Source organism: Pedococcus aerophilus, from assembly GCF_039532215.1.
GTDB lineage: Bacteria > Actinomycetota > Actinomycetes > Actinomycetales > Dermatophilaceae > Pedococcus > Pedococcus aerophilus.
In genome coordinates, this window is sequence record NZ_BAAARN010000004.1 from 357517 (window position 1) to 380470 (window position 22954).

General features: G+C 70.0%; 17 protein-coding genes, 1 tRNA gene and 1 pseudogene. 11 read left to right on the top strand and 8 right to left on the bottom strand.

The features are described 5' to 3' along the window. Positions 1-44: 44 nt before the first annotated feature. Positions 45-2357 (bottom strand): FdhF/YdeP family oxidoreductase, encoded by a 2313-nt coding sequence (locus tag ABD286_RS16250; protein ID WP_344195342.1) that lies wholly within the window; start codon positions 2355-2357, stop codon positions 45-47. A gap of 172 nt (positions 2358-2529) precedes the next feature. On the opposite strand from ABD286_RS16250, the gene ABD286_RS16255 reads away from it, so the two are divergent. Together ABD286_RS16255 and ABD286_RS16260 are read left to right on the top strand one after the other, a co-directional pair. Then, positions 2530-2955, top strand: coding sequence for a DUF3052 domain-containing protein (locus ABD286_RS16255; RefSeq protein WP_344195344.1), 426 nt, complete (start codon positions 2530-2532; stop codon positions 2953-2955). A 22-nt stretch (positions 2956-2977) separates the two neighbouring features. Continuing rightward, entirely contained in the window at positions 2978-3445 is a 468-nt protein-coding gene (locus tag ABD286_RS16260; RefSeq protein ID WP_344195346.1) for a peroxiredoxin, read from the top strand. Between the two features lie 119 nt (positions 3446-3564). Here the strand turns inward: ABD286_RS16260 and ABD286_RS16265 are convergent, their stop codons facing one another. Beyond that, positions 3565-6387 carry an immune inhibitor A domain-containing protein gene (locus ABD286_RS16265; protein ID WP_344195348.1) on the bottom strand — a complete coding sequence of 941 codons (2823 nt, stop codon included), beginning with the start codon at positions 6385-6387 and terminating at the stop codon, positions 3565-3567. A gap of 204 nt (positions 6388-6591) precedes the next feature. Between ABD286_RS16265 and ABD286_RS16270 the strand changes: the two genes are divergently transcribed. The 8 genes from ABD286_RS16270 to ABD286_RS16305 all read left to right on the top strand — a co-directional run bounded on the left by ABD286_RS16270 (position 6592) and on the right by ABD286_RS16305 (position 11873). Then, positions 6592-6664: transfer RNA gene (locus ABD286_RS16270), tRNA-Val, on the top strand. Position 6665: 1 nt separating this feature from the next. Further along, positions 6666-7517 carry a Nif3-like dinuclear metal center hexameric protein gene (locus tag ABD286_RS16275; RefSeq protein WP_344195350.1) on the top strand — a complete coding sequence of 284 codons (852 nt, stop codon included), beginning with the start codon at positions 6666-6668 and terminating at the stop codon, positions 7515-7517. After that, positions 7472-8254: a zinc ribbon domain-containing protein gene (locus tag ABD286_RS16280; protein WP_344195352.1), complete on the top strand. Its 783-nt coding sequence runs from the start codon at positions 7472-7474 to the stop codon at positions 8252-8254. Before ABD286_RS16275 ends, ABD286_RS16280 begins: the two co-directional genes overlap by 46 nt. A 3-nt stretch (positions 8255-8257) precedes the next feature. Next, positions 8258-9409 (top strand): bifunctional RNase H/acid phosphatase, encoded by a 1152-nt coding sequence (locus ABD286_RS16285; RefSeq protein WP_344195354.1) that lies wholly within the window; start codon positions 8258-8260, stop codon positions 9407-9409. A gap of 73 nt (positions 9410-9482) precedes the next feature. Further along, a complete protein-coding gene (locus tag ABD286_RS16290; protein ID WP_344195356.1) occupies positions 9483-9896 on the top strand; it encodes a rhodanese-like domain-containing protein in 414 nt (137 codons plus the stop codon). Continuing rightward, entirely contained in the window at positions 9893-11074 is a 1182-nt protein-coding gene (locus tag ABD286_RS16295; RefSeq protein WP_344195358.1) for an O-succinylhomoserine sulfhydrylase, read from the top strand. The genes ABD286_RS16290 and ABD286_RS16295 overlap by 4 nt, the downstream gene beginning before the upstream one ends. A gap of 67 nt (positions 11075-11141) precedes the next feature. After that, on the top strand, positions 11142-11516 hold the full coding sequence (locus ABD286_RS16300; RefSeq protein ID WP_344195360.1) for a hypothetical protein: 375 nt from the start codon (positions 11142-11144) through the stop codon (positions 11514-11516). Positions 11517-11570: 54 nt separating this feature from the next. Then, positions 11571-11873 carry a DUF7668 domain-containing protein gene (locus tag ABD286_RS16305; RefSeq protein ID WP_344195362.1) on the top strand — a complete coding sequence of 101 codons (303 nt, stop codon included), beginning with the start codon at positions 11571-11573 and terminating at the stop codon, positions 11871-11873. 38 nt (positions 11874-11911) lie between these two features. Here ABD286_RS16305 and ABD286_RS16310 read toward each other — a convergent pair whose 3' ends face one another. The 4 genes from ABD286_RS16310 to ABD286_RS16325 form a co-directional block, all read right to left on the bottom strand. After that, positions 11912-12280 (bottom strand): hypothetical protein, encoded by a 369-nt coding sequence (locus ABD286_RS16310; RefSeq protein ID WP_344195364.1) that lies wholly within the window; start codon positions 12278-12280, stop codon positions 11912-11914. A gap of 481 nt (positions 12281-12761) precedes the next feature. Continuing rightward, positions 12762-12983: a hypothetical protein gene (locus ABD286_RS16315; protein WP_344195366.1), complete on the bottom strand. Its 222-nt coding sequence runs from the start codon at positions 12981-12983 to the stop codon at positions 12762-12764. A gap of 298 nt (positions 12984-13281) precedes the next feature. Beyond that, a complete protein-coding gene (locus tag ABD286_RS16320) occupies positions 13282-14379 on the bottom strand; it encodes an SLC13 family permease (protein WP_344195368.1) in 1098 nt (365 codons plus the stop codon). 13 nt (positions 14380-14392) lie between these two features. Next, the gene (locus ABD286_RS16325; RefSeq protein ID WP_344195370.1) at positions 14393-15139 is read right to left on the bottom strand and encodes a YaaA family protein; all 747 of its coding nucleotides are present in this window, start codon (positions 15137-15139) and stop codon (positions 14393-14395) included. 63 nt (positions 15140-15202) lie between these two features. Between ABD286_RS16325 and ABD286_RS16330 the strand changes: the two genes are divergently transcribed. Then, positions 15203-16651, top strand: a complete 1449-nt coding sequence (locus ABD286_RS16330) for an RNB domain-containing ribonuclease (protein WP_425565408.1) — start codon at positions 15203-15205, stop codon at positions 16649-16651. 839 nt (positions 16652-17490) lie between these two features. On the opposite strand, the pseudogene ABD286_RS16335 reads toward ABD286_RS16330, so the two are convergent. Both ABD286_RS16335 and ABD286_RS16340 read right to left on the bottom strand, forming a co-directional pair. Next, positions 17491-18246: pseudogene (locus tag ABD286_RS16335) on the bottom strand (lytic murein transglycosylase); the annotation flags it as partial. A 201-nt stretch (positions 18247-18447) separates the two neighbouring features. Continuing rightward, entirely contained in the window at positions 18448-22929 is a 4482-nt protein-coding gene (locus ABD286_RS16340) for a multicopper oxidase domain-containing protein (protein WP_344195372.1), read from the bottom strand. Positions 22930-22954: the final 25 nt, after the last annotated feature.

The window sequence follows — 22954 nt, forward strand, 5'->3', positions numbered from 1 at the left end:
TCGCATGGGCAGCGGCGCGACGCGCCATACGGCTATGGGGTCGGTCAGCGGCGCTCGAGGCGGACGACGAGCGCCTTGGCCACCGGCGTGTTCGAGCGCAGCGCGACGTGGTCGGCGGCCATGAGCACGTTGGTCTCCGGGTAGTACGCGGCGGCGCACGACCGGGCCGTCGGGTAGGACACCAGCGTGAACCCCTCGGCGCGCCGCTCGGTGCCCTCGAACTCGCTGACCACGTCGACCACCTCGCCCTGGTGGAAGCCGAGGCGGTGCAGGTCCTCCGGGCTGACCAGGACCACGCGACGGTTGCCGCTGATGCCGCGGTAGCGGTCGGCGTGGCCGTAGATCGTCGTGTTGAACTGGTCGTGGCTGCGGATCGTCTGGAGCAGGAGGCGGCCCTCGGGGAGCTCGAGCATCGGCACGTCACGGGCGAGGAACTCAGCCTTGCCGGACGGGGTGTCGAACTCGCGGCTGTCGCGCGGCTTGTGGGGGAGCAGGAAGCCACCGGGCTGGCGGACGCGGGCGTTGTAGTCCTCGAAGCTCGGCACCACCCGGGAGATGTGGTCCCGCACGAGGTCGTTGTCCTCGCCGAGGGCGTGCCAGTCGACCGAGCCCACGTCCGGCACGAGGTGCTCGGCCAGGCCGGTCACGATGGCGACCTCCGAGCGGCACTGGTCCGACGGCGGGTCGAGCCGACCCTCGGAGAGGTGGACCTGACCCTGGGAGTCCTCGACGGTGACGCCCTGGTGGCCGCGCGGCGTCGCGTCCCGGTCCGTGCGACCCAGGCACGGCAGGATCAGCGCCTCGGTGCCGGTGACGGTGTGCGAGCGGTTGAGCTTGGTCGAGACGTGCACGGTGAGGTCGCAGGCGCGCAGACCCTCGTGGACGACGGGGGTGTCGGGGGTGGCCATCGCGAAGTTGCCGCCCATGCCGAAGAAGACCCGGACCGCCTTGTCGCGCAACCGCTGCACGGTCGCGACCGCGTCGACGCCGTGGTCGGTCGGGGGAGCGAATCCGAACTCGCCCTCGATGGCATCGAGGAAGGTCTGCGGCATCTGCTCCCAGATGCCCATGGTGCGGTCGCCCTGGACGTTGGAGTGCCCGCGCACCGGGCACGGGCCGGCGCCCGGCTTGCCGATGTTGCCCTGCAGCAGCAGGACGTTGACGACCTCCTGGATGGTGTTGACCGCGTGCACGTGCTGGGTCAGCCCCATGGCCCAGCAGACGACGGTGGCCCTCGACTCGACGAACCGTTGCGCCAGCGCCTCGATCTCGGCGCGGTCGAGTCCCGTCGCGAGCTGCGTTGCGGTCCAGTCGATCTCGCGCACCGCCGCTGCATACTCCTCGTATCCAGCGGTGTGGGACTCGACGAAGGCGCGGTCGAGGACGGTGCCCGGGGCCGCGTCCTCGGCGGTGACGAGCAGGTGCCCCACCGCGCGGAACAGGGCGTGGTCGCCACCGAGCCGGATCTGGAGGTAGTCGTCGGCCAACGCGGTTCCGGGGCCGACCATGCCGCGGGGGGTCTGGGGGTTCTTGAAGCGGATCAGGCCGGCCTCGGGCAGCGGGTTGACGGCGACGATGACGGCGCCGTTCTTCTTGGCGTTCTCGAGGTGCGTGAGCATCCGCGGGGCGTTGGTGCCGGGGTTCTGCCCGGCGATGACGATGAGCTCGGCCTGCTCCATCGACTCCAGGGTGACCGCGCCCTTGCCGATGCCGATCTGTTCGCTCATCGCCGTGCCCGACGACTCGTGGCACATGTTGGAACAGTCGGGGAGGTTGTTGGTGCCGAAGGCGCGGACCATGAGCTGGTAGAGGAAGGCGGCCTCGTTGCTCGTGCGCCCGGACGTGTAGAAGACGGCATCGTCGGGTGTCGGCAGGGCCTTGAGGTGGCGCGCCATGATCTCGTTGGCGGCGCCCCACGTCACCGGGACGTAGTGCGTCCCGCCGGCGGGCAGGTACATCGGCTCGGTGAGACGACCCTGCTGCCCCAGCCACCACTCGCTCTGCTCGTGCAGGGCGGACACCGGGTGTCTGGCGAAGAAGTCCCGGTCGACGCGGCGCTTGGTGGCCTCCCACGCGACGGCCTTGGCGCCCGACTCGCAGAACTCCGCGACGTGGCGGTCGCCGGCCTCGGGGTCCGGCCAGGCGCAGGAGGGGCAGTCGAACCCCTGGTCCTGGTTGAGCCGGCCGAACACGCGAGCCGTGCGGGGCAGCCCCATCTGCTCGACGCCGTGCCGGAACGAGTTCGCCACGGCCGGCAGACCGGCCGCCCACTGCTTCGGCTCGTGCGCCTCGGCAGCCCCCGTGGGGTCCGCCGTCGCCAGGGGATCGCTGCTCGTGACGTCGGGGGAGGTGGCCATGGGCCGACCCTAACCCGCCCGCCCGGGGGCCGCGCCGTGGGCGGACAGGTCCACATCGCGGCTGATCTGCGACGATTCTGGTGAGTTTGGTTGCGCAATCGGCCCGGACAGAGTGGACTGTGCGCCACAGTTCCCGACCAGCAAGGTCGACGACGAGACACAGGAGAAGCACGTGAGCACGTCCGCACAGGCGGCGCCGCACGGTGGGGCCGACCGTCTGGGGTTCACCGCAGGTCAGGTGATCCAGGAATTCGGCTACGACTCGGACGTCGACGACGACCTCCGCTTCGCCATCGAGGACCTCACGGGCACCGAGCTCGAGGACGAGGACTACGGCGACGTCGCCGACTCCGTCCTGATTTGGTGGCGTGAGGACGACGGCGACCTCGTCGACGCCGTCGTCGATGCCCTGACCAACCTGGCTGACGGTGCCTTCATCGTCATCCTCACCCCCAAGGCGGGGCGCCCCGGCCACGTCCAGGCCAGCGACATCGAGGAGGCCGCCACGACCGGTGGGCTCCACACGTCCGGCACCGTCAACGCCTGCGAGGACTGGACCGCGACGAGGCTCGTCGCCCCCAAGTCAGCCCGTCGGTGAGTTCGCTGGCAGACTGCCAGCCATGACCTCACCGCTCGCCGTCGGCGCCGCCGCCCCGGACTTCACCCTCAAGGACCAGAACGGCCAGGACGTCACGCTGTCCTCGTTCCGCGGCGACAAGTGCGTCGTCGTCGTCTTCTACCCGTTCGCCTTCTCGGGCATCTGCACGGGCGAGCTCTGCGAGATCCGCGACAACCTCGGTGCGTTCGTCTCCGACGACGTCCAGGTGCTCGGCATCTCGACCGACCACATGTTCACCCAGCGCGCCTGGGCCGACAAGGAGGGGTACTTCTTCCCCCTGCTGTCGGACTTCTGGCCGCACGGCGCGGTGGCGCAGTCCTTCGGCGTGCTCCACGAGGGGGCCGGGGCCGCCGTGCGTGGCACGTTCCTCATCGACCGCGAGGGCGTCGTCCGCTGGTCCCTGGTCAACGAGATCGGCCAGGCCCGCGACTTCACCGGGTACCACGAGGCGCTGCGCGAGCTCGTCTGACGCGCGCGAGCCTCGTCCGACGCGCGAGCGGGGGAGGACCGCCTCCCGGCCGCCCACGGACAGAGCAGGGCCGGTATGCCGCGGGTGCGGCATACCGGCCCTGTGTCGTTCTGTGCCGGTTACTTCTTCGGCGGGGTCACCATGAGCCGCGCCATCTGGTTGTTCTGCATCGTCATCGCGACGGTGACGGTCGTGCCGAAGCCGACCTTCGAGTCCGCCGGGTTGCCGGTGCCGAGCCCGTCGCCGTACTGCGAGGGCAGGAGCTTGCCGTTCTTGTCCGTGATCCGGATCGTGTAGGGCTTGTTGCCCTTGGACGGGACCACGGTCGAGGCGTCAGCGTCGCGGTAGAAGTACGGGTTCTTCGCGTCCAGGTCGGGACGGTACTCCAGGCCCGGGTACCACCCCTGGTTGTCCGTGAAGGTCCGCACCGCGGCCTGCTTCGGGTACGTGTTGCAGGCCTCCTTCGTGATGGCGTCGTCCGTCACGCACTCCTTGAACGGGTAGGTCCCGACGAGGTTGAACGCGGCGTTGGACGACTGCGGACGCGACGGCAGGTTCTTCAGCCTGGTCGGGTCCAGGGCTGCCGCGGCGCCGGTGCGGCGCAGCGGGTCGAAGTGGCTGTCGACGATGAGCAGGCCGCCCTTGGCGCCCTCGCTCGGCAGGGCCGAGAGGTTGTTGAGGACGTGGTTGGCGTTGCCGAAGGTGGTGTCGCGGTACCAGACCAGCGCACCCGGGGCGTTGTACTTGATCTTCTCGACCTTCCAGGCGCCTTCGGCCTGGTAGGTCGTGTCGTAGGCGTACTGCAGGCCCTTGTCGAACCCGTCGAAGTTGCGCCACTCGACCAGGTAGTACTGCGCCTTGTTCTGGGTGCCCGTGTCGAGGATCCAGCCGGCACCCGAGGTGTCGACGAAGGTCCCGACCGTGGCCGTCCAGCCGTGGTTGGCCTCGGCGTCGTCGCTCCAGACGGTCGCTGCCCCGTTGGTCAGGGAGAGGTCGTCGACGAACCAGCCGCGGTCCTCGAAGCCGGCGTCGGTGGCGTAGCGCAGGCGGACCGAGATGGTCTTGCCGGCGTAGGCGCTCACCTTGGCGTAGTGGTGCTCCCAACCGTCGGTCGCACCGGTGAGGCCGTACTTCTTGTTGCCGAACGTCTCGAGGTTGCCGTTCGGGTCGGCGTAGGTGTCCGAGGTCGAGACCTCTTCACCGGCGGTGTTGTAGACCTTCTGCTCGGTCCAGGTCTTGCCACCGTCGGCCGAGACCTCGATGAAGCCGAAGTCCCAGTCCTCCTCGATGGAGTAGTTGTTCCACATCCAGAACTTCGCGTCGGTCGCACCGGCGGGCACGGTCACCGAGCGGGTCAGGGAGTTGTCCGCCCACGCCTGGTCGCCGCTCGAGAACCACATCTTCGAACCGCTGTGCGGGGTGGCGAGGGTGATGACCTTGGTCGGCAGGTTGATCTTGATGCCGTCCTGGGTGCCGCGCGGGGTGCGCGAGGCCTGGCCGACGAGGACCGAGCGACGCGGGTCACCGGGGTTGACGACGAGCGGGTCGGCCCAGCCGAGCACCCACTTGTCCCAGATGCCCATGTGGGTCGGCATCGACTGGAAGATCGGGCCCGAGTGCGAGCCGGAGCTCATCAGGTCCCAGAAGTCGACGTCGGAGTCGCCACCGCTGGCGGTGTCGTAGAGGTCCGGGAGGCCGAGGTCGTGGCCGTACTCGTGGGCGAAGACGCCGACGCCGGAGTCCTCGGGCTGCACGATGTAGTTGCTCAGCTTGAGCTTGGTCCCGGGGACCGGAGCGCCACCGGCGACGGCCGAGGAGTGCGCCCAGATGGCGTAGGTGCCCTCGGCGCCACCGCCACCGGACTTGTCCTCACCGGCGTGGACGAGCACGACGTGGTCGATGACACCGTCGGGCTCGTAGTAGTTGCCGTCACCGTCCAGGTCGCCCTGGTCCTCGATGTCGTAGTCGGCCCAGGGGAAGTTCGGCTGGGCCTTGGCGAGGGCTGCCACGGCGTCGATGGGCAGCTGGCCGGCGCCGAGCTTGTTGCTCGGGTGGCCCTGCATGTCCTGGATCGCGTCGTAGGTCCAGTTGCCCTTGTCGTCCTGGTAGCAGCGCGTGGCGCCGTAGTAGGCCTCCGAGTGGGGCACGGTGATCCACGGGGTGGCTGCACCGTCGACGGTGTAGGCGCCCTTGGACATCTCCTCGTACATGTTCTTCATCGTGTAGCCGGAGATGTCGAAGCCGGGCTTGCCGTCAGGACCCTTGAGGTCGGTGCGGACGCGCTGGGTGATGCCGGTCTTGGTGTAGAGCATCGTGTTGTAGTGCGCGGACGAGAAGTCCTTGACCCACATGGAGTTGTTGTCCAGCAGCGGTGCGGTCGCCGGGTTGGGGATCTTGTTGTGCTTCGGGCCGTTCTGGACGTTGCCCTTGACGCAGGTGTCGGACCCGAACTCGGACGGCACGTACGACGACCGGAAGTCGTCGTTGGCCTGGTCGTTGAACTCGACGAGGATCGTCAGCAGCTTCGCCTTCTGCATGGACGGCGCCTGCTTGTAGCGGCTCTTGATGTCGGCCGGGTTCTCGCCGGTGCGCAGGGACTGGGCCTCCACCTTGGCCAGTCCGCGGGCGGCGACGGGGTACCCCTTGGAGTTCTTGGCGTCGAACTTCTGCGCCTTCTCCAGGGCGGCGGCCTGGCGAGCCAGGACCTTCTTGTCCTTCGTGGCCCGGGTGTCGGTGCCGAAGGCACGCTCCACCTGGGGGGCCACGGTGTTGAGGTACGTGCTGCCCCCTGCGGCAGCACTGGGGCTGGCCGGCGCGGGTGCGGGTGCTGCCGACGAGGTGCCCGCTGCGCCGACAGCCGCGAGGCTGGTGGCGACGAGCGCGAACGTCGGAACCACCGCGGCGGCCCGGAGTGCACGCCCCGTGATCCTGCGATGAGTCATTTTTCCTCCATGTTCTGACCCGGCCTGAGACGGCCGGGTGCAGGGACCTCTCTCGGCGAGAGATCACGATGGGGGGCATCTTGCACCCGCTGGAAGGGATTGGGAAGGAAAATCCGCACAACGCGCCGCCCCGGCGCAATATCCCCGGCACCCGGACGCACCTGACACAATGGCGCCGCGTCGTCCGGCAGACCGGACCCGCAGGGGCCTGTAGCTCAGTTGGTAGAGCACCGCGTTTACACCGCGGGTGTCGTCGGTTCGAGCCCGGCCGGGCCCACGTGCACCCCACCCTCGCCGACGTCGTCCGCGCCCTCGAGGGTTTCTACCCTCCGTCGACCGCCCAGTCCTGGGACCAGGTGGGCCTGGTGTCCGGTGACCTCGACCAGCCGGTCACACGCGTGCACTTCGCGGTCGACCCGACGCTGGCCGTCATCGACGAGGCGCGTTCCCTCGGAGCCGACCTGCTCGTGACCCATCACCCGCTCCTGCTTCGCGGGATCCACAGCGTCGCCACCTCGACCGCGAAGGGGGCCAGCGTCACGGCCCTGGTCGTCCACGACATCGCGCTCTGGGTCGCGCACACCAACGCCGACGTCGCGGAGCCCGGTGTCAACGACGCCCTCGCCGCCGCGTGCGGGCTCACCGACGTCGCGCCGCTCGCCACCGTCGAGGGCCAGCCCCTCGGGCGGGTGGGGGAGCTCCCGGCGCCGATCAGCCTGGCCGAGTTCACGACCGCCCTGTATGCCGCCCTGCCGGCCTCCGCGGGCGGCATACGGGTCGCCGGGCCGCCCGACGCGAGGGTGCAGCGGGTGGCGGTCATGGGGGGAGCGGGCGACGACATGTTCGACCACGTGCGCGCCGCCGGAGCCGACGTCTTCGTCACCGCCGACCTGCGCCACCACCCGGTCCTCGAGGCGCGCGAGGAGGCCCGCGGCGGCACGCCGTACCTCGTCGACGCCGGGCACTGGGCGACCGAGTCGCTGTGGCTGGCCGGGGCGGCACAGCGGCTGGAGACCGCGCTTGCCGAGGCGCACCCGGCGGCCTCTAGAGTGGAGACTCACATTTCCACACTGCGCACCGACCCGTGGACCTTCGTCGTCGGTGCCGAGCCGCCCGGAGGTACGTCCTGAAAGCCGACCCGTCCCGTCAGTGGAGGCTCCTGGACCTGCAGGCGATCGACACCCGTCTCGACCAGATCGCCCACGCGACCAAGAACCTGCCGCAGCGAGCACAGCTCGCCGAGCTCGAGAAGCGCGCAGCTGCCCTCGACTCCGACCTCGTTCGGGCCCAGACCGCCCTCGGGGACGTGCAGCGTGAGGTCTCCAAGGCCGACACCGACGTCCAGCTCGTGCGCGACCGCGCCGCCCGCAACCGGGCCCGGCTCGATGCCGGCACCGGCACCGCCAAGGACCTCCAGGCCCTCCAGCACGAGCTCGACTCGCTGAACCGTCGACAGGCCGAGCTCGAGGACGTCGAGATCGAGGTCATGGAGCGGGCCGAGGGGGTCGAGGCCGAGGTCACGCGGCTCGAGGCCGAGCGCGCTGCGCTCGCGACCGAGCTCGAGGCCGCCACCGCTGCCAAGGACGACGCGCTCAAGGACTTCGAGGCCGAGGCCGCCAAGGTCGCCGCGCCGCGTGCCGACACCGTGGCGGGGGTGGGTGCCGACCTCGTCGCGCTCTACGAGAAGATCCGCACGCAGACCGGGGGACTGGCTGCTGCTGCGCTGCGCCAGCGCCGTTGCGGTGGTTGCCAGCTCGAGCTCAACAACGTGGAGATGAACCGCATCAAGGCTGCTCCCGACGACGAGGTGCTGCGCTGCGAGGAGTGCCGCCGCATCCTCGTGCGCACGTCCGAGTCCGGCCTCTGACCGGTGGGTCGCCAGCTCGTCGTCGAGGCCGACGGCGGCTCCCGGGGCAACCCCGGGGTCGCCGGCTACGGCGCCCTCGTCCGTGACCGTGCCAGTGGGAAGGTGCTCTGGGAGGGCGCTGCCCCCCTGGGCAAGGAGTCCAACAACGTCGCTGAGTACTCAGGCCTCATCGCCGGGCTCCGGGCGGCCCAGCGCATCGACCCCGGCGCCGAGGTCGAGGCGAAGATGGACTCCAAGCTCGTCGTCGAGCAGATGTCGGGTCGCTGGAAGATCAAGCACGAGGACATGCGTCGGCTCGCCCTCGAGGCGCGCGAGCTCGCTGCCCTGATCAGCCGCGGCGGCGGCTCGGTCTCCTACACGTGGATCCCGCGGGAGAAGAACAAGGACGCCGACGCGCTGTCCAACGACGGCATGGACGGTCGCCACATCGACCGCATGCTCGAGGAGACGCCCGCGGTGGGTGTCGACGCGTCGGCCGACGAGCTCGTCGAGGAGATCATCGACCCGAACCCCGCCACGGCGGCGCTGCCCCCCGCGGCCGGACGGGGGACCCCGACCCGGCTCGTGCTGGTGCGCCACGGCGTCACCGACTTCACCACCCACGCCCGCTTGGACGGACGAGGCGGATCAGATCCGTCGCTCAACGAGACAGGTCGTGAGCAGGCCCGCGCAGCCGGTGCCGCCGTCGCCCACCTGCTCGGCGGCAGCGCGGCGAGGGTCGTCACGTCGTCCCTCGCCAGGGCGGTGCAGACCGGGGCCGCCGTCGCTGCCACGATCGGCGTCGACGCCGAGCGCGACGAGGACTGGGACGAGCAGGACTTCGGCGACTGGGACGGCGTCAGCGTCCACGACCTGGCTCGCGACGAGCCCGCCGAGCTGGCGCTGATGCGCAACGACGCGGCATACGCCCGTCCCGGCGGGGAGACCCACCTCGAGCTGGCCGAGCGGGTCCTGGCCGCGTACGAGCGGGTGGTTGCCGCGGGGGGCACCACGGTCGTGGTCTGCCACCGCAAGCCGATCATGGTCGTCCTCGCGCACGTCCTGGGCATCCCGCACGACAAGATCTGGCGGCTCGCCGCGGCACCGGGCTCGCTCACCGCGCTCGAGGTGTGGCCCGACGGCAACGTGTCGGTGGCGTTCACCAACCGCACCTAGGGGACGGTCCTTCCGCGACCACGATGTGGCCGCGCAGTCTCGCCATGTGGCGCCCCGGCCTACCCTTGGGGGCATGAGCTACGCCGGAGACGTCGCCCCCCACGATGCGTATGCCGCGTTGGCGGCCGACGAGGACGCGGTCCTCGTCGACGTGCGCACCAGTGCCGAGTGGAACTACGTCGGGCTGCCCGACCTGACCGAGCTCGGCAAGAAGGTGATCTGCGTGGAGTGGCAACGCTTCCCGGACGGTGCGGTGAACGGCGACTTCGTCGAGCAGCTGCGTGACGCCGGCCTGCCCGACGGCGCCCCGGTGTACTTCCTCTGCCGGTCGGGGGTGCGCTCTGTCGCAGCTGCTGAGGCCGCGACTGCTGCCGGGTTGGAGCCGTCGTACAACGTGACCGAGGGGTTCGAGGGTCCGCACGACGACCAGGGGCACCGCGCAGTGTCCGGGTGGAAGAATTCGGGCCTGCCCTGGAGGCAGGGATGAGCGAGGGCGCAGCATTCCGGCCCGACACGGTAGCAGTGCGGGGAGGCCTGTCCCGCAGCAACTTCGACGAGACTTCCGAGGCGTTGTACCTCACCTCCGGCTTCGTCTACGAGAGCGCCGAGCAGGCCGAGGCAGCCTTCAAGGACGAGGTCGACCACTTCATCTACTCGCGGTACGGCAACCCGACGGTGTCGATGTTCGAGGAGCGGCTGCGCCAGCTCGAGGGTGCTGAGGCGTGCTTCGCGACGGCGTCCGGCATGTCGGCCGTGTTCGTCGCGTTGGCCGCTCTGCTCGGGCAGGGTGACCGGGTCGTGTCGTCGCGCGGGTTGTTCGGCTCGTGCTTCGTCATCCTCGACGAGATCCTGCCGCGCTGGGGCGTCGAGACGGTGTTCGTCGACGGGCCCGACCTCGACCAGTGGCGCGAGGCGCTCTCGGTCCCGACCCAGGCCGTCTTCTTCGAGACCCCCAGCAACCCCATGCAGGAGCTCGTCGACATGCGGGCCGTGTCCGGCCTCGCGCACGCTGCCGGTGCCCAGGTCGTCGTCGACAACGTCTTCGGCACACCGGTGTTCTCCCGCCCCCTGGAGCACGGCGCCGATGTCGTCGTCTACTCCGCCACGAAGCACATCGACGGACAGGGCCGCGCCCTCGGCGGGGCGGTGCTGGGCACCTCGGAGTTCGTCAACGGACCCGTGAAGAACCTCATGCGGCACACCGGTCCGGCGATGTCGCCGTTCAACGCCTGGGTGCTCGTCAAGGGACTCGAGACGCTGAGCCTGCGGGTCCGTCAGCAGGCGGCCAATGCGTTGGCCGTCGCGCAGGCGCTCGAGGCACATGCCTCGGTGACCAAGGTCGTCTACCCGTGGCTGCCGTCCCACCCGCAGCACGAGCTGGCCCGTCGGCAGATGCTGGGCGGAGGCACGGTGGTGACGTTCGAGCTCGACGGCGGCAAGGACGAGGCCTTCGCGCTGATGAACGCCCTGCGGGTCGTCGACATCAGCAACAACCTCGGCGACGCCAAGTCGATGGTCACCCACCCGGCGACGACGACCCACCGTCGACTCGCTCCCGAGGCGCGGGCCGCGGTCGGCATCACGGACGGCACGGTGCGCATCTCGGTCGGCCTCGAGGACCCGCAGGACATCATCGAGGACCTGCTCCGAGGCTTGCCCGGCTGACTCGGCCAGCACGCCTTTGCACGAGATGAGCACGGCAGCGAAATGCCGATGGCGGTAGCGTCCCTGCATGGCGCAGGGGTGGAGGGTCCTCGAAGACGACCGGCTCCTCGACGGGAGCGCGGCGAGTGCGCTCCTTCAGACACGTGTCGACCAAGGCCTGCTGACGACGTACCTCCAGAGCGACACCGGATGCCTGTTGACCTTCGTGTCCAACGGCGCCCGGGCGATGATCGTGCTGATGGAACGCGCGGGCGATCCGGGGCAGCATGCTGTCTCTCCCGGTGACGCGGGGTCGAGCGGCGGGTACGTCCTGGACAACGGGCAGGAGGACACCTACGACGATGCGGACACCGTGCCCTTGGCCGACGCCCTCGCAGACGTGCGCGCCATCGTCGACACCGGCCGACCGCCGAGGGAGATGCGCTGGGCCTTCGACCGCTGAGGGCGGACTGCATCGCGGTCGCCCAGCCATGGGTGGATCCTCTACCGTCGTGGCGTGGGCACGATTCCCGAGCGACACCGACCAGCCGTACGGGCCGCGCTGAAGTCGCTGGTCCAGGGCGACCGACCCGACTTGTTGGTGTGGGTTCGCGACTACGGTGCGTCGGGTGCCGACCTGACCACACAACCTGAGGCCATCTGGGACCACCCCCTGACGGACTTCCTGCAGCGTGAGGATGGCACGGCCTCGGTCGTGGTCCCGTTGTGGACGACCGAGGAGTCCCCGAGTGATCTCTGCGCCGAGGGCGAGATCACCGCGGGTGGAGCGGTGGAGCTGATTGACGTTCACGTGCTCTGAGCGTCGCATGCGCTGCGGAGCATTCGCCCAGGACGGCGCTAATCCTGCCACCACGCGACGTCGGGGTTGAGGCGGCTCGCGACCCGGGAGAACGCCAGGTCGTCCATCTCCAGGTAGCCGTCCTCGTCGATGAAGTACACCTGCTCCGAGTATGCAGCGGCCGTGGTGTTGACCATGTGTGAGATGGATGCGAACTCCACCGGTTGCTCTGACTCGTCGATCCGGAAGTGGATCACCTCTCCTCGACCCTCCGGCTCTGCGGACGGGACCAGCCCGCGTTCAGCGAGCAGGGCGCGGGTCTGCTCGGGTGGCAGACCGGGTCTCAGGAGTCCCACCGTCGTGGTGCGCTGGAGCTCGGTCATACCGGTACTCGTCGCCTCCAAGGCCTGGTCCAGAGGGAGCAGCATGATGGCAACGTACCCGCAGGTCAGGCGACCCAAGACATCATCAGCGGCAGATGCAGAAGTTGACCGGCGACCCACAGTGACTTCATGTCCGTCCTGTCCGGACACCCAGTACACGGCGAGGCGAAGGGTCATGCCGACGTCAGGATCCGTCTCTGTCCTCACCCTCGTCGCGGAGCGGAGTAGAGGACCTGAGGCTTCGCGCCATGGCCCGGACCGAGCTCTGCCAGACGAGTGCGCACCACCAGGACACCAGCGCCACCGAGAGGATCAACGCCAGCCTGGCTGGGTCGGCGCGGTCGAGGTCCGACCGATCCCATACGGATCACACCAACGCGAATGGCAGCCCCACGAACAGGACCAACTGCGTCACGGACGCCACGCGCCAGAAGATGCGCCCACTGCGTGCCTCGTCCAGCTACTGGCCGTAGCGCACCACCGAGGCGCCCGTGCTCAACACCACCATCCTGCGCCCGCGCCGTGCTCACAGGCTGCTGCCGATCTGATTCCAGCGGAACGGCGTACGCCAACCGTCGTCGCCGTCGCCGCTGTGCTCCTCCAGCCAGCCGGTGAAGGCGGCAGCAACACGCTCGCGTGACACCGTGCGTGTCTGCTCGTGAGTGTTCACCGAGCCTTGCCGTGTCTCGAGCTGGTAGGTCCCATCAGGACGAAGCCAGACCTGGATGTAGACCTCTGCCTCGTCCATGCTCCCGAGAAGGGCCGTGCCGTCTCGGGGAAGCGACTCGAGCACTCCTAGCACGACGTCAGGTTTGGGGGCGCGCATCACGCGGCGACCTGGCGTGGTGAGCCGAAAGCGGTGCTGGGCGGCCCGGGACATGGAGCCATCTTCCATCCGCCCGGCGGTCCCTGCACGATGGCCTGGTGGCGTGCGACGGTGGACAGGTGCAGACGCGGCATCCCTGCAGCCACGGACTCGTCGGGCGTCAGTCCCAACCGAGAAGCGCGTGGACCTCCTCGCTCCATCAGGGCTCCTGAGGCGTGGGTCAGGACAGCCCGGCCAGCGCGGCGACCGACAGGGCACCTGCAACCACTGCGCAGACAAGACCTTGGCCGGCCAGACGCCACAGGCTGACGGTGAGCCCTCGCGCGCGGCAGCGCTGCGCCCACAACAGCGTGGCCAGAGAGGCCCAGGGCGTCACGAGCGGTGCGACGTTGACGCCGATCAGCAGTGCCATCAGGCGTTGTGGTGCATCCGAGGTCACCGACTCGAGGGCGATGTAGGCCGGCAGGTTGTTGGCCACGTTGGCGGTGAGAGCCCCGCTGCCAGCCACCCGTGCGAGGTCCATCGGTGCCGTACCGGTGCCGGCCAGCGACTCGAGGACCGGCTGCAACCCGTGGCGCAGCGCGACGTCGATGACGACGAACAGCACCGCGACGCCCAGGGCCATCTGCCACGGGACCGACAGACGACGCAGTAGCGGGCGGTCACGCACAGCGACGGCGACCAGCAGGACCACGGCCGCCGCGGACGACACCCACGCAGGGGACAGGCCCAGAGCGAACAGCGGGCCCACCGCGAGGCACACCCCACCGGCGACTCGCAGCATCACCGTGTCGTGCGGTTCGGGGGGAGCGTCGAGCTCGTAGCGCCCGCGGAGGTTCCTGCCGTTGAAGACCCACAGCACGACGAGGGTCCCCAGGATCGCTGCCACCGCAGGTGCGGCAGCGAGTCGGACGTACCCGGCGTGACCGACCCCGAGCTCCTCGAAGTGGTGCAGGGAAAGGAGATTCGACAGGTTGGAGACCGGCAGCAGCATGCTGGCGGTGTTGGCCAGCCACAGCGTCGTCATGGCGAACGGCAGTGGCGAGATCCCCAGCTGCGCTGCGATCGCGAGCCCTACCGGGGTGAGCAGAACAGCTGTCGTGTCCAGGCTCAGGAAGATCGTGCAGACGACAGCCAGCAGGACGAACAAGAACCACAGCAGCGCCACCCGATGCCGTCCGGCACGAGCGGTCCAGTGCCCTGCGACGTCGAAAACACCTGCGGCGTCGGCGATCTCGGCGACGACGGTGATGGCGACGAAGAAGACGAGGACCGGGCCGACCCTCCCGACGAGGTCGGCCAGCTCTGCCCCGCTCACGATCGGACTGACATCAGCGGGCCGTCGCGTCGAGCACCCACGGGCGTCCCGGCTTGGCCGGTGGCGTCAGGGCGACCTCGAACGCGTCACCGAGGACGTCGAGCAGCTGGGGCACCTTGCGCACGTCGCGGCCGACCTCGCACAGGTGGCGGGTCACCAGACCGCGGGTGTGCTTGGCCATGTGGGTCGCGCCCGGGACGCGGACCTGCACCCAGCGGTCGGCGAGCTCGCCCTGCGGCGTCCACGCGGCGGCATACGTGCTCGAGCGGCAGTCGACCACGAGCCCGCGTCCGGCGGCGTGGGGGAGCACCTGGCTGAGCTCGGGCTTCCACGCACTGGCGAGCGGACCCACCCCGGGCAGGTTCACGGCCATGGAGAGCCGGTATGGCGCGATGGCGTCGGTGGGTCGTACCGCGCCGTAGAGGGCGGAGACGACCACGACCCAGCGGTTGGCGCGGCGCCGAGCCGGCGTGTCCAGGGAGGCGTGGTCGAACGCGTCGTAGAGGACCCCCGAGTAGACGCGGGAGGCGGGGAGGGACGGCGCCGAGTCCAGCACGGTGTTGCGGGCGATCTCGGCGGTGAGGTTGGGGCTCACGCCGAGCACGTCCGCGGCCTCCGGATGGGCACTGACCTTGGCCACGGCATCGATCACCGCGCGCCGGGTCTCGGTCAGCTCGGGGAAGCTCAGGGTCTCGAGGGCGACCGCACGGCCACGGGACCGGCCCGTCTTCGACTCCGACGGGGGAAGCAGGATCAGCACGGGGCAAGCCTAGGTCCGTGCTCCAACAGGTGCCGCGCCGGTGTGCTGGCTAGGTTGGGCACCATGCCGATGCGACGAATCCAGGTCGAGAAGCCGGTGGCCGAAGAGGCCGTCGCCCAGTCCGCCGAGCTGCAGGCGAGGTTCGACGCGGTGCGCGCCGAGAACGGCGTGCCGACCGCCTTTCCCCCTGAGGTCGAGGCAGAGGCGGAGCAGGTGGCGCAGTCCCCGGACCTCCCCTCGCGTGACGAGACCGCGATCGCCTTCCTCACCATCGACCCGCCCGGCTCCATGGACCTCGACCAGGCGCTGCACATCGAGCGCGACGGCCAGGGGTACCGCGTGCGGTACGCGATCGCGGACGTCCCAGCCTTCGTCCGTGCAGGAGGTGCCATCGACGCCGAGACCCGTCGTCGGGGCCAGACCATCTACGCCCCCGACCACCGCACGCCGCTGCACCCGCCGGTGGTCAGCGAGGGTGCGGCGAGCCTGCTTCCTGACCAGGTGCGCCCCGCGTTCGTCTGGGACCTGCGACTCGCTTCGGACGGCTCCACCACGTCGACGGAGCTGTACCGGGCCATGGTCCGCAGCACCGACCGCTTCGACTACGACCAGGTGCAGAATGCGGTCGATGCCGGCGGTGCCGACGAGCGGCTCGAGCTGCTCGAGGAGGTCGGCACGCGACGCATCGAGCTCGAGCGCCGGCGCGGGGGAGCGAGCCTGCCCATGCCCGAGCAGGAGGTGACCGAGGACGAGAACGGTCACTACCGCCTGCACTTCCGTCCCCCTGTGGCTGCCGAGGACTGGAACGCGCAGATCTCGCTCATGACCGGTATGGCGGCCGCCGACCTGATGCTCGGCGCGAAGGTCGGGATCCTGCGCACCATGCCGGCCCCGGACGCCGACGCGGTCAGCCGTTTCCGACGCGCGTCGCGCGCGCTCGGGGTGGAGTGGCGCAAGGACGTGCCGTACGGCGAGTTCCTGCGGACCCTCGACCGCACCGACCCCAAGCACCTCGCCCTGATCCACGAGGCGACCTCGTTGTTCCGCGGAGCCGGCTACACGCCGTTCGACGGCACGGTCCCGGACGACCCGCAGCACGCCGCGGTGGCCGCGAGCTACGCCCACGTCACCGCGCCGCTGCGCCGTCTGGTCGACCGGTTCGGCCTGGCCATCTGCGAGGCGATCAGCGCCGGCACCGAGGTGCCGCAGTGGGCGCGCGAGGCGTTGCCTTCGCTGCCCGAGGTGATGGCTGCCTCGGACAAGGTCGCCAGCGCGGTCGAGCGGGGGTGCGCCGACGCCGTCGAGGCGGCAGCCCTCGAGGACCGGGTCGGTGAGGTGTTCGACGCGATGGTCGTGGACCAGCGGGAGAAGGGGCGTGCCGTGGTTCAGCTCGACGAACCCGCGGTCCTCGCGAACGCCACGGGCGACCACGACCTCGGCACACGGGTGAAGGTGAAGCTCACCGAGGCGAGCATCAGCACGAGCACCGTGAGGTTCGAGATCGTCGACTGACCCGGCCAGCTGGTCGGCCCGAACCACGCAGCCACGCTGCTGTCGCCGCCGGAGTCTGCCGAGGCACCCGGGGGCGGCCCGCACGGGTCGGGCGTGGGCACGGCGGACGTCGTGCTGCTGGTGCCCGTCGCAGTGGCGGTCGTGGGGCCGGTCGTCGTCGTGGGTGAGGTGGTGGCTGAGGTGGTCGTCGACGGCGTGGCCGGCGAGGTCGTCTGGGCCGTCGCTCCGGCCGTCGCTGCGGTGGTGGTCGCGGACGTTGGCGTGGCACTCGTCGAGCTGGTGGTCGTGGCCGACGTGGTCGGGCACGCGGTGCTCGTCGACGTCGCGGACGGCGTGCTCGTGGTCGACGTCGTCGCGCCCGTGGTGGACGTCGGGGACGGGCGGGTCGTGGTGGTGGTCGTGGTGGTGGGGCCCGTCGTGGTGACCGGGCTCGAGGTCGTCGTCGTCGTCGGGGCTGGTCCCGAGGTCGTCGTTCCACTCGGGGACGTGGGGGAGGTGGTGCCCGACGTCGTGCTCGAGGACGTGGTGGTGGTCGCGGTGCTGGTCATCGTCGTCGGTGCGGGACTCGATGACGTCGGGCTGCTGGTCGTTCGCGTGGGCTCGGGCGAGCTCGACGGCTCGGCCGGCTTCGCGATGGCCCGCACCGGTGGACGCGATGGCGGACCCACCACGGGTCGCGGCGGAGCGGGGAGGGTGACGACCGACCGCGGGATGGTCCCGCCGGGGGACACGGTGCTCATGAGCCCCAGCACGTCGTCCAGGTAGACCTCGGAGTGGTTGTAGGACAGGATCGCCGACCGCAGCCCGGCCGGGGTCGACAGGTCCCGGCCACCGGCGCACAGGTAGGCGGCTGCCGAGAACGCCGCGTCCTCGACGTTCTGCGGGTCGCGGGTCCCGTCTGCGTTGCCGTCGCGGCCCCAGCGCTCCCAGGTCGACGGGATGAACTGCATCGGCCCGACGGCCCGGTCCCACGTGGCGTCCCCGTCGAGGCGTCCGCCGTCGGTGTCGGGGATCGCAGCGAAGCCCCGGCCGTCGAGCACCGGGCCGAGGACGGGCGGCACCACCCGGTGGCGGCTGTCCAGGCCGCGACCGGCGAGCGAACCGGACTCGACCTGGCCGATTGCCGCGAGCAGCTGGACGGGGAGGCGGCACGATCTCGGGGCCGATGAGACGGCTGCCCGGTAGGCGCTCCACAGCACCTGCGGGACGCTGGTGCCTCCGGCTGCACGAGCGACCTGTTGCTCGGCGAACACGGGCTGGAGGGCCGCGGCCAGGGTCGCCAGTCGGGCGGGGCCGGCCACGGCCTGGTCCACCGTGACGACCTGTGCACTGCGGTCGCCCACCACCAGGTCGCGCGGCGTCACGTCCCAGTCCGGTGGCAGGACCCTGGTCTCGGCGTCGGCCATCGAGCCCTTCGGGTCACCGGCCGCGACCGGTGGGACGGTGGGACGACCCGCTACGGCGGAAGGGTGCTGCGTGCCCCCGCCGACCAGGAGGGCAGCCCCGAACGCCACCACTGCTGCAGCCGTCACGAGCGGGCGCGCAACGGGGATGCGAACCACGCGGGCCGCACCCTGAGCGTCTGGCTCGGCCATCAGTCCTCCCCACTGGCTTGGCCGTAGAACACCTTGCACCACGACTTCGTGATCCCCGGTGATGCCGATCGTAAGCCGCCGCGTTCGCCCTGGGGAGTCTGGACCCCGACGGATCTGGGCGCGGATGTGAGGGGTGTGACGTGATGGACCGATGTGGCCCCAGTGACTGCATCCAAGGGATGGGACGGTGGCATGACCGCCTCAGCAGGTGCTTCCGTCGACGAGCAGGATGGGACACGAGCCCGTCGACGGCGGGAGCACCCGTTGCAGGCCCCAGATCCCCACCGCGGTGAAGGGTCTGCGCAGGTCGCCGTAGAAGTAGTCGCCCGGCACCTCGGCCGTCCCGCCGGCGCCCCCGACCACCTCGAGGTCGAAGGTCTCCCACGGAGCCATGCCCTGGGCTGTCATCCACGGCGAGCGTCCCACGAGCGGGTCCTGGTCCCAGCGCAGGCCGCCCAGGCTGAACACGTGGTTGTTCTCGCTCCCGGGCGCCATCAGGACGTGGACCACCTCGGGATCGCCGGCGAAGGCGGTGAGGTAGGGCACCTTGCCGGGGTTCTTGAAGCTGGTCGGTCCGTCGCCGGCAGGTGCTGCGAGGTAGTTGATGGTGGAGCGTCCGATGTTCGCGTTGGTCGGGTAGGGCATGAAGTCCTGACCGATCTGCGTGTCGTCGTCGGCCATGGTCACCGTGAAGTCGCGGTAGTCCTGAGGCGAGCCTCCGGGGACGTGGACGAGCACCTGGGCGCCGAGGTCCGCGGCCGCACCGGTCACGGGGTCGCTGAACTCCGTGCTCAGGCCGGGCACCTTGGAGGCGGGGGCGACCACGACCAACCCGTACAGGCCGTTCTTGAGTCGTCCGTTGGAGGCGAGGTCGCTCACCACCGCCGATCCCACCCGGTGCTCCGGGACGAAGTAGACATAGGACCTGGTGGCGTTGGGGGCGGTGTTCTGGTCCGTGGAGAACCCGATGTTGACTCCGCCCGAGCCGGCCTCGCGGTCCAGCTTGCCGACGCTGAAACCGACGGGTGTCGTCAGCAGGTTGGTGAGCCGCACGGTGACGCACTCGCCTGCGACCACGTGCATCACGAGGGGGACGGGAACCTTGAGGCGCGCCTTGATCGAGGCGACGTCCTCATTGGGAACGTAGGCAGTACGGCCCCCGGAGACGTTGCCCGAGCGATCCATCGCACTCAGGTTGAACTGTCGGGTGGGGGCGCCGGCCGGGCACGGGTTGCCCGGGCCGGTCGTCGGCGGGGGAGCCGCCCCTGTCGGGGTGGGCTGGACGTAGTCCGTGTCCGGGGTGTTGCCCGGCAGCGGGCGCAGCGAGCCGATCCTGCCGGGCAGGACCCGTACCAGGCCCCAGGCGCCCTGCTGGGTGCGCAGCTCGGTGCCGTTGGCATAGAGGTAGTCACCCGGTCTCAGCGCCAGGTCGGGGTCCTTGCCGCCGATGATCAGGCTGTCGCGCTCGCTGATGCCGGCGTGCACCGCGTCGAGGATCGTCGCCTTGGTCTCGCGCAGCTCCTGGGTCGTGCGGGCGCCGACGAAGTGCAGCGAGTCGGCAGTGGGGGAGACGCTGATGGAGCGGACGACGAGGGGGTCGCCGGGATACAACCGTGGCATGGGCGTCACGGGGTCGCCATACTTCCACGAGCTGAACTGGTTGGCCTTGTCGAGTCGGGAGGACAACGGATTGGCCTTGAGGTTGAGGGTGGACCAACCGGCGGCATCGTTGTCGTTGAGCGTCCACAGCACCAGCTCGCGGAAGCTGCCGTCGATGACTCCCGGGACCAGGGGGTCCGAGGTGTGGATGTCGACGATGGTGCCGGAATCGACCTCATCGCCCGTCACCGGGTCGTGGTAGGTGGAGCCGCGGGGCTCGACGACGAGCTGACCCACCAGGCCGTGTCCCCAGCCGTGGATGCCGTCGACGTGGTCGTGCCAGAAGACGTTGTCGAGATCCACGTCCGGGTACCAGCGGTACTGGATGAACTCGGTACCAGCAAACTCCGCCGCCTCGTGGTCGGCGCGTAGGGCTGTGGCCAGGGTCACGGTACCTGCTGCAACGTTGACGGATGCCACCTGGTGCACCTCGATCGAGTCGAGCCCTTCGCCGACGGCCAGCCAGGGGCGCGTCGGTTGGCCGTTGGCGTCGGTTCCGGCCAACTTGGCCACCGACGACAGGCTCAGCACGTTGTCGCCCGCTCGGGCGGTGGCGACGAGCCGGGTGTCGGTGACGGAGTAGGGGCGCACGCTGTGCTCGTAGGCGAAGCCGGCGGAGACGCCGTCCGAGCCCTGGATGTCGAACTGCACGTGGTGGATGTGCATGGACGTCTTGGAGAACTTGTCGAACGCCGAGGCGTCGGGGATCTCGTTGGTCAGGGTGATGGCCACGCAGTCGCCTGCATTGGCGCGGATCGCGAGCGGGTCGGAGCGTGCCGGATCGGCCAACGTGGCTGCCTTGTCCTTGGCCAGGACGAAGAGCTTGCCGTCAGGGTCGTTCACCGTCGGGGTGCGGGGAATGCTCTTGCCGATGGCCACGACGTTGTAGTTGCGTCGCTCCCGGTTCTGGGGACACAGCCCGTCGTCCCGTCCGGCCCATGGGTCGGCCGAGGAACCGGAGGCCTGGTTCGCGTTCGCGCCCAACCACGGGGTGCCGGAGTGTCCGTTCCCCGTGAACGGTGGTCGCTTCCCGATGTTGGTGCGCAACAACGGGTAGGCCGGTCTGCCGTTCACAGGGTTGAACAAGATCGCGGGGCGGCTCCCCACGACGCGTCCGACGTCGACCGCGAGGAGGTTCGGCTGTCCGGGGACGACCTGGACAGAGTCCGGGAACACCGTCGGATCGGCGGGTGCACCCAGGTACAGCGGGGAGTCGATCGTCCCGGCGATCTTCCAGTCCCACACGGTCGGGTCCTGTCCGCCCTTCGGTATGCCGGACGGCGGCAGCTGCGGACGCACCCAGTCGTCGAGGTTGTCCTTCGTCAGGGTCGTTCCGTTGTAGGTCCGGTCCAGCAGACCGGTCGAGTCGACAGCGACGGGCGGCGAAGGACGGTCTCCGATCGGCACGAGATCAGGCTGGAGGGTGTCGAAGACCCGCCACAGGCCCCACATTCCCGAGGTGTAGTGCTTGGCGATGTGGCAGTGGAAGAGGAAGTCGCCGGCACTCTGCTGGACGCCGCCGGCGCCACCCTCGATCTCGAGGTTGTAGGACTCGCCCGGCCCGACCGACTGGGAGTCCAGGCGTTGCGACTGCGACCCGGTGGCGGGGTCCTTCTGCAGACCGGTCTCGGCGTAGCTCGTGGCGTCGTCGGCCACGGGATTGGCCCGCCACCGGTCGCCGCCACCGTGAAGGTGGAACACGTGGAACTTCTCGGCACCGACGTGCATGAGGCGGATCTTGGTGGGGTCGGCGAGGTAGCCGCGCATGATCGGCGTCGCCGGCTCCCCGAAGGTGTAGGAGCTGTAGGCGTGCGACTTCTCCTTGGGGAAGGCCAGCAGGCGGTTGCGGAACGGCTCGGAGCGGTAGTTGAGCGCGAAGGCACCGGGACGGTAGGAACCAGTGGTGTCGTCGACGAGGGGGATGTCGGTGCCGGTCCTGTCCTTCAGCAGCTCGTTGTCGTTGCCGATCTCATGGTGCAGCAGCGCTGCCTCACGGAACCCGCAGGTCGGCATCGTCGAGTAGCGATCGCATGCGACGTCGGTCCCGCCCGGCTTGATGATGGCCTCCCACCCCGAAAGGAGCGGCTTGCCCGGCGTGGTCGGGTCCCAGTACGTGGAGCCCTTCGGCTCGACGACGAGCGCGCCGAACAGGCCGTGGTTGACGGCGGCCCGGAATCCCGGCCCGGGGTGGACGTAGTGTCCTCCCTCTGCGCGAGCGTCGTCCGGGACGGCGAAGCGATAGGTGCGGGTCGCACCCACCGGCACCGTGGCCGTCGGGTTCCTCCCGAGGGTGTTCCCGGACGAGGCCAGCGTGAACTCGAGCCCGTCGATGTGGAAGCCGTACGCGCCGGTCGCGGACTGGTTGGTGTAGCGGACCTGGACGCAGTCACCTTCGTTGGCACGGATCACGAGTGGCTGGATGGCGTCGCCGTGGAGACCGACCGACACCTTCTGCGAGAGCGCCTGGGCCCGGACGGCCGCGACCTGGCTGGTGAGCGCGTAGATCTTGCCCTTGGGGTCGTGGTCACCGAACCGGTTGAGGGGCGTGTCGACGTCCATCGCCGTGATGTCGAAGACCTTGTCGGCCGGGCCGCCGGCGAAGCAGCTCGCCGATCCGGGAGACGGCGACGCCACCGCGGGGACAGAACTGGCTGCAGCTGTGGCCGCCGCCACGGCGATGACCGACAGCCCGGCGATCACGCGGCGGCTGCCAGCTCCCTTGCGCAGCAGCACGATCGCGATGCGCGGGATGAGTGGACCGGCCACCACGAGGATCGCCAGCGGCAGGTAGACGACGAGCAGGGACGCCGTGTCTGCAAGCAGGGCGATCACCGGCAGGGCCTCGCTGCCGGTGTCGAAGAACGTGGAGCGGATGCCGTGGCCGGCAGCTCCGGCTGGGGCTGCGGTCATCGCGACCTGGAGGGTGGCCACCACGGCCGCCTCCCCGGACTGGGCGCCGCGGCGGTTGCGGGCGAGCACGGTCGGGACGGCCAGAAGGAGCAGGGGAAGGAGGAAACCGGTCACAGGGAGGCCGTCGAGGAGAACATCC

Bases quoted from the DNA above. Each gene is read 5' to 3' on its own strand.
- ABD286_RS16250 (WP_344195342.1), bottom strand. From the start codon at position 2,357: ATGGCCACCTCCCCCGACGTCACGAGCAGCGATCCCCTGGCGACGGCG.
- ABD286_RS16260 (WP_344195346.1), top strand. From the start codon at position 2,978: ATGACCTCACCGCTCGCCGTCGGCGCCGCCGCCCCGGACTTCACCCTC.
- ABD286_RS16265 (WP_344195348.1), bottom strand. From the start codon at position 6,387: ATGACTCATCGCAGGATCACGGGGCGTGCACTCCGGGCCGCCGCGGTG.
- ABD286_RS16290 (WP_344195356.1), top strand. From the start codon at position 9,483: ATGAGCTACGCCGGAGACGTCGCCCCCCACGATGCGTATGCCGCGTTG.
- ABD286_RS16295 (WP_344195358.1), top strand. From the start codon at position 9,893: ATGAGCGAGGGCGCAGCATTCCGGCCCGACACGGTAGCAGTGCGGGGA.
- ABD286_RS16300 (WP_344195360.1), top strand. From the start codon at position 11,142: ATGGCGCAGGGGTGGAGGGTCCTCGAAGACGACCGGCTCCTCGACGGG.
- ABD286_RS16310 (WP_344195364.1), bottom strand. From the start codon at position 12,280: ATGCTGCTCCCTCTGGACCAGGCCTTGGAGGCGACGAGTACCGGTATG.
- ABD286_RS16315 (WP_344195366.1), bottom strand. From the start codon at position 12,983: ATGGACGAGGCAGAGGTCTACATCCAGGTCTGGCTTCGTCCTGATGGG.
- ABD286_RS16330 (WP_425565408.1), top strand. From the start codon at position 15,203: ATGCCGATGCGACGAATCCAGGTCGAGAAGCCGGTGGCCGAAGAGGCC.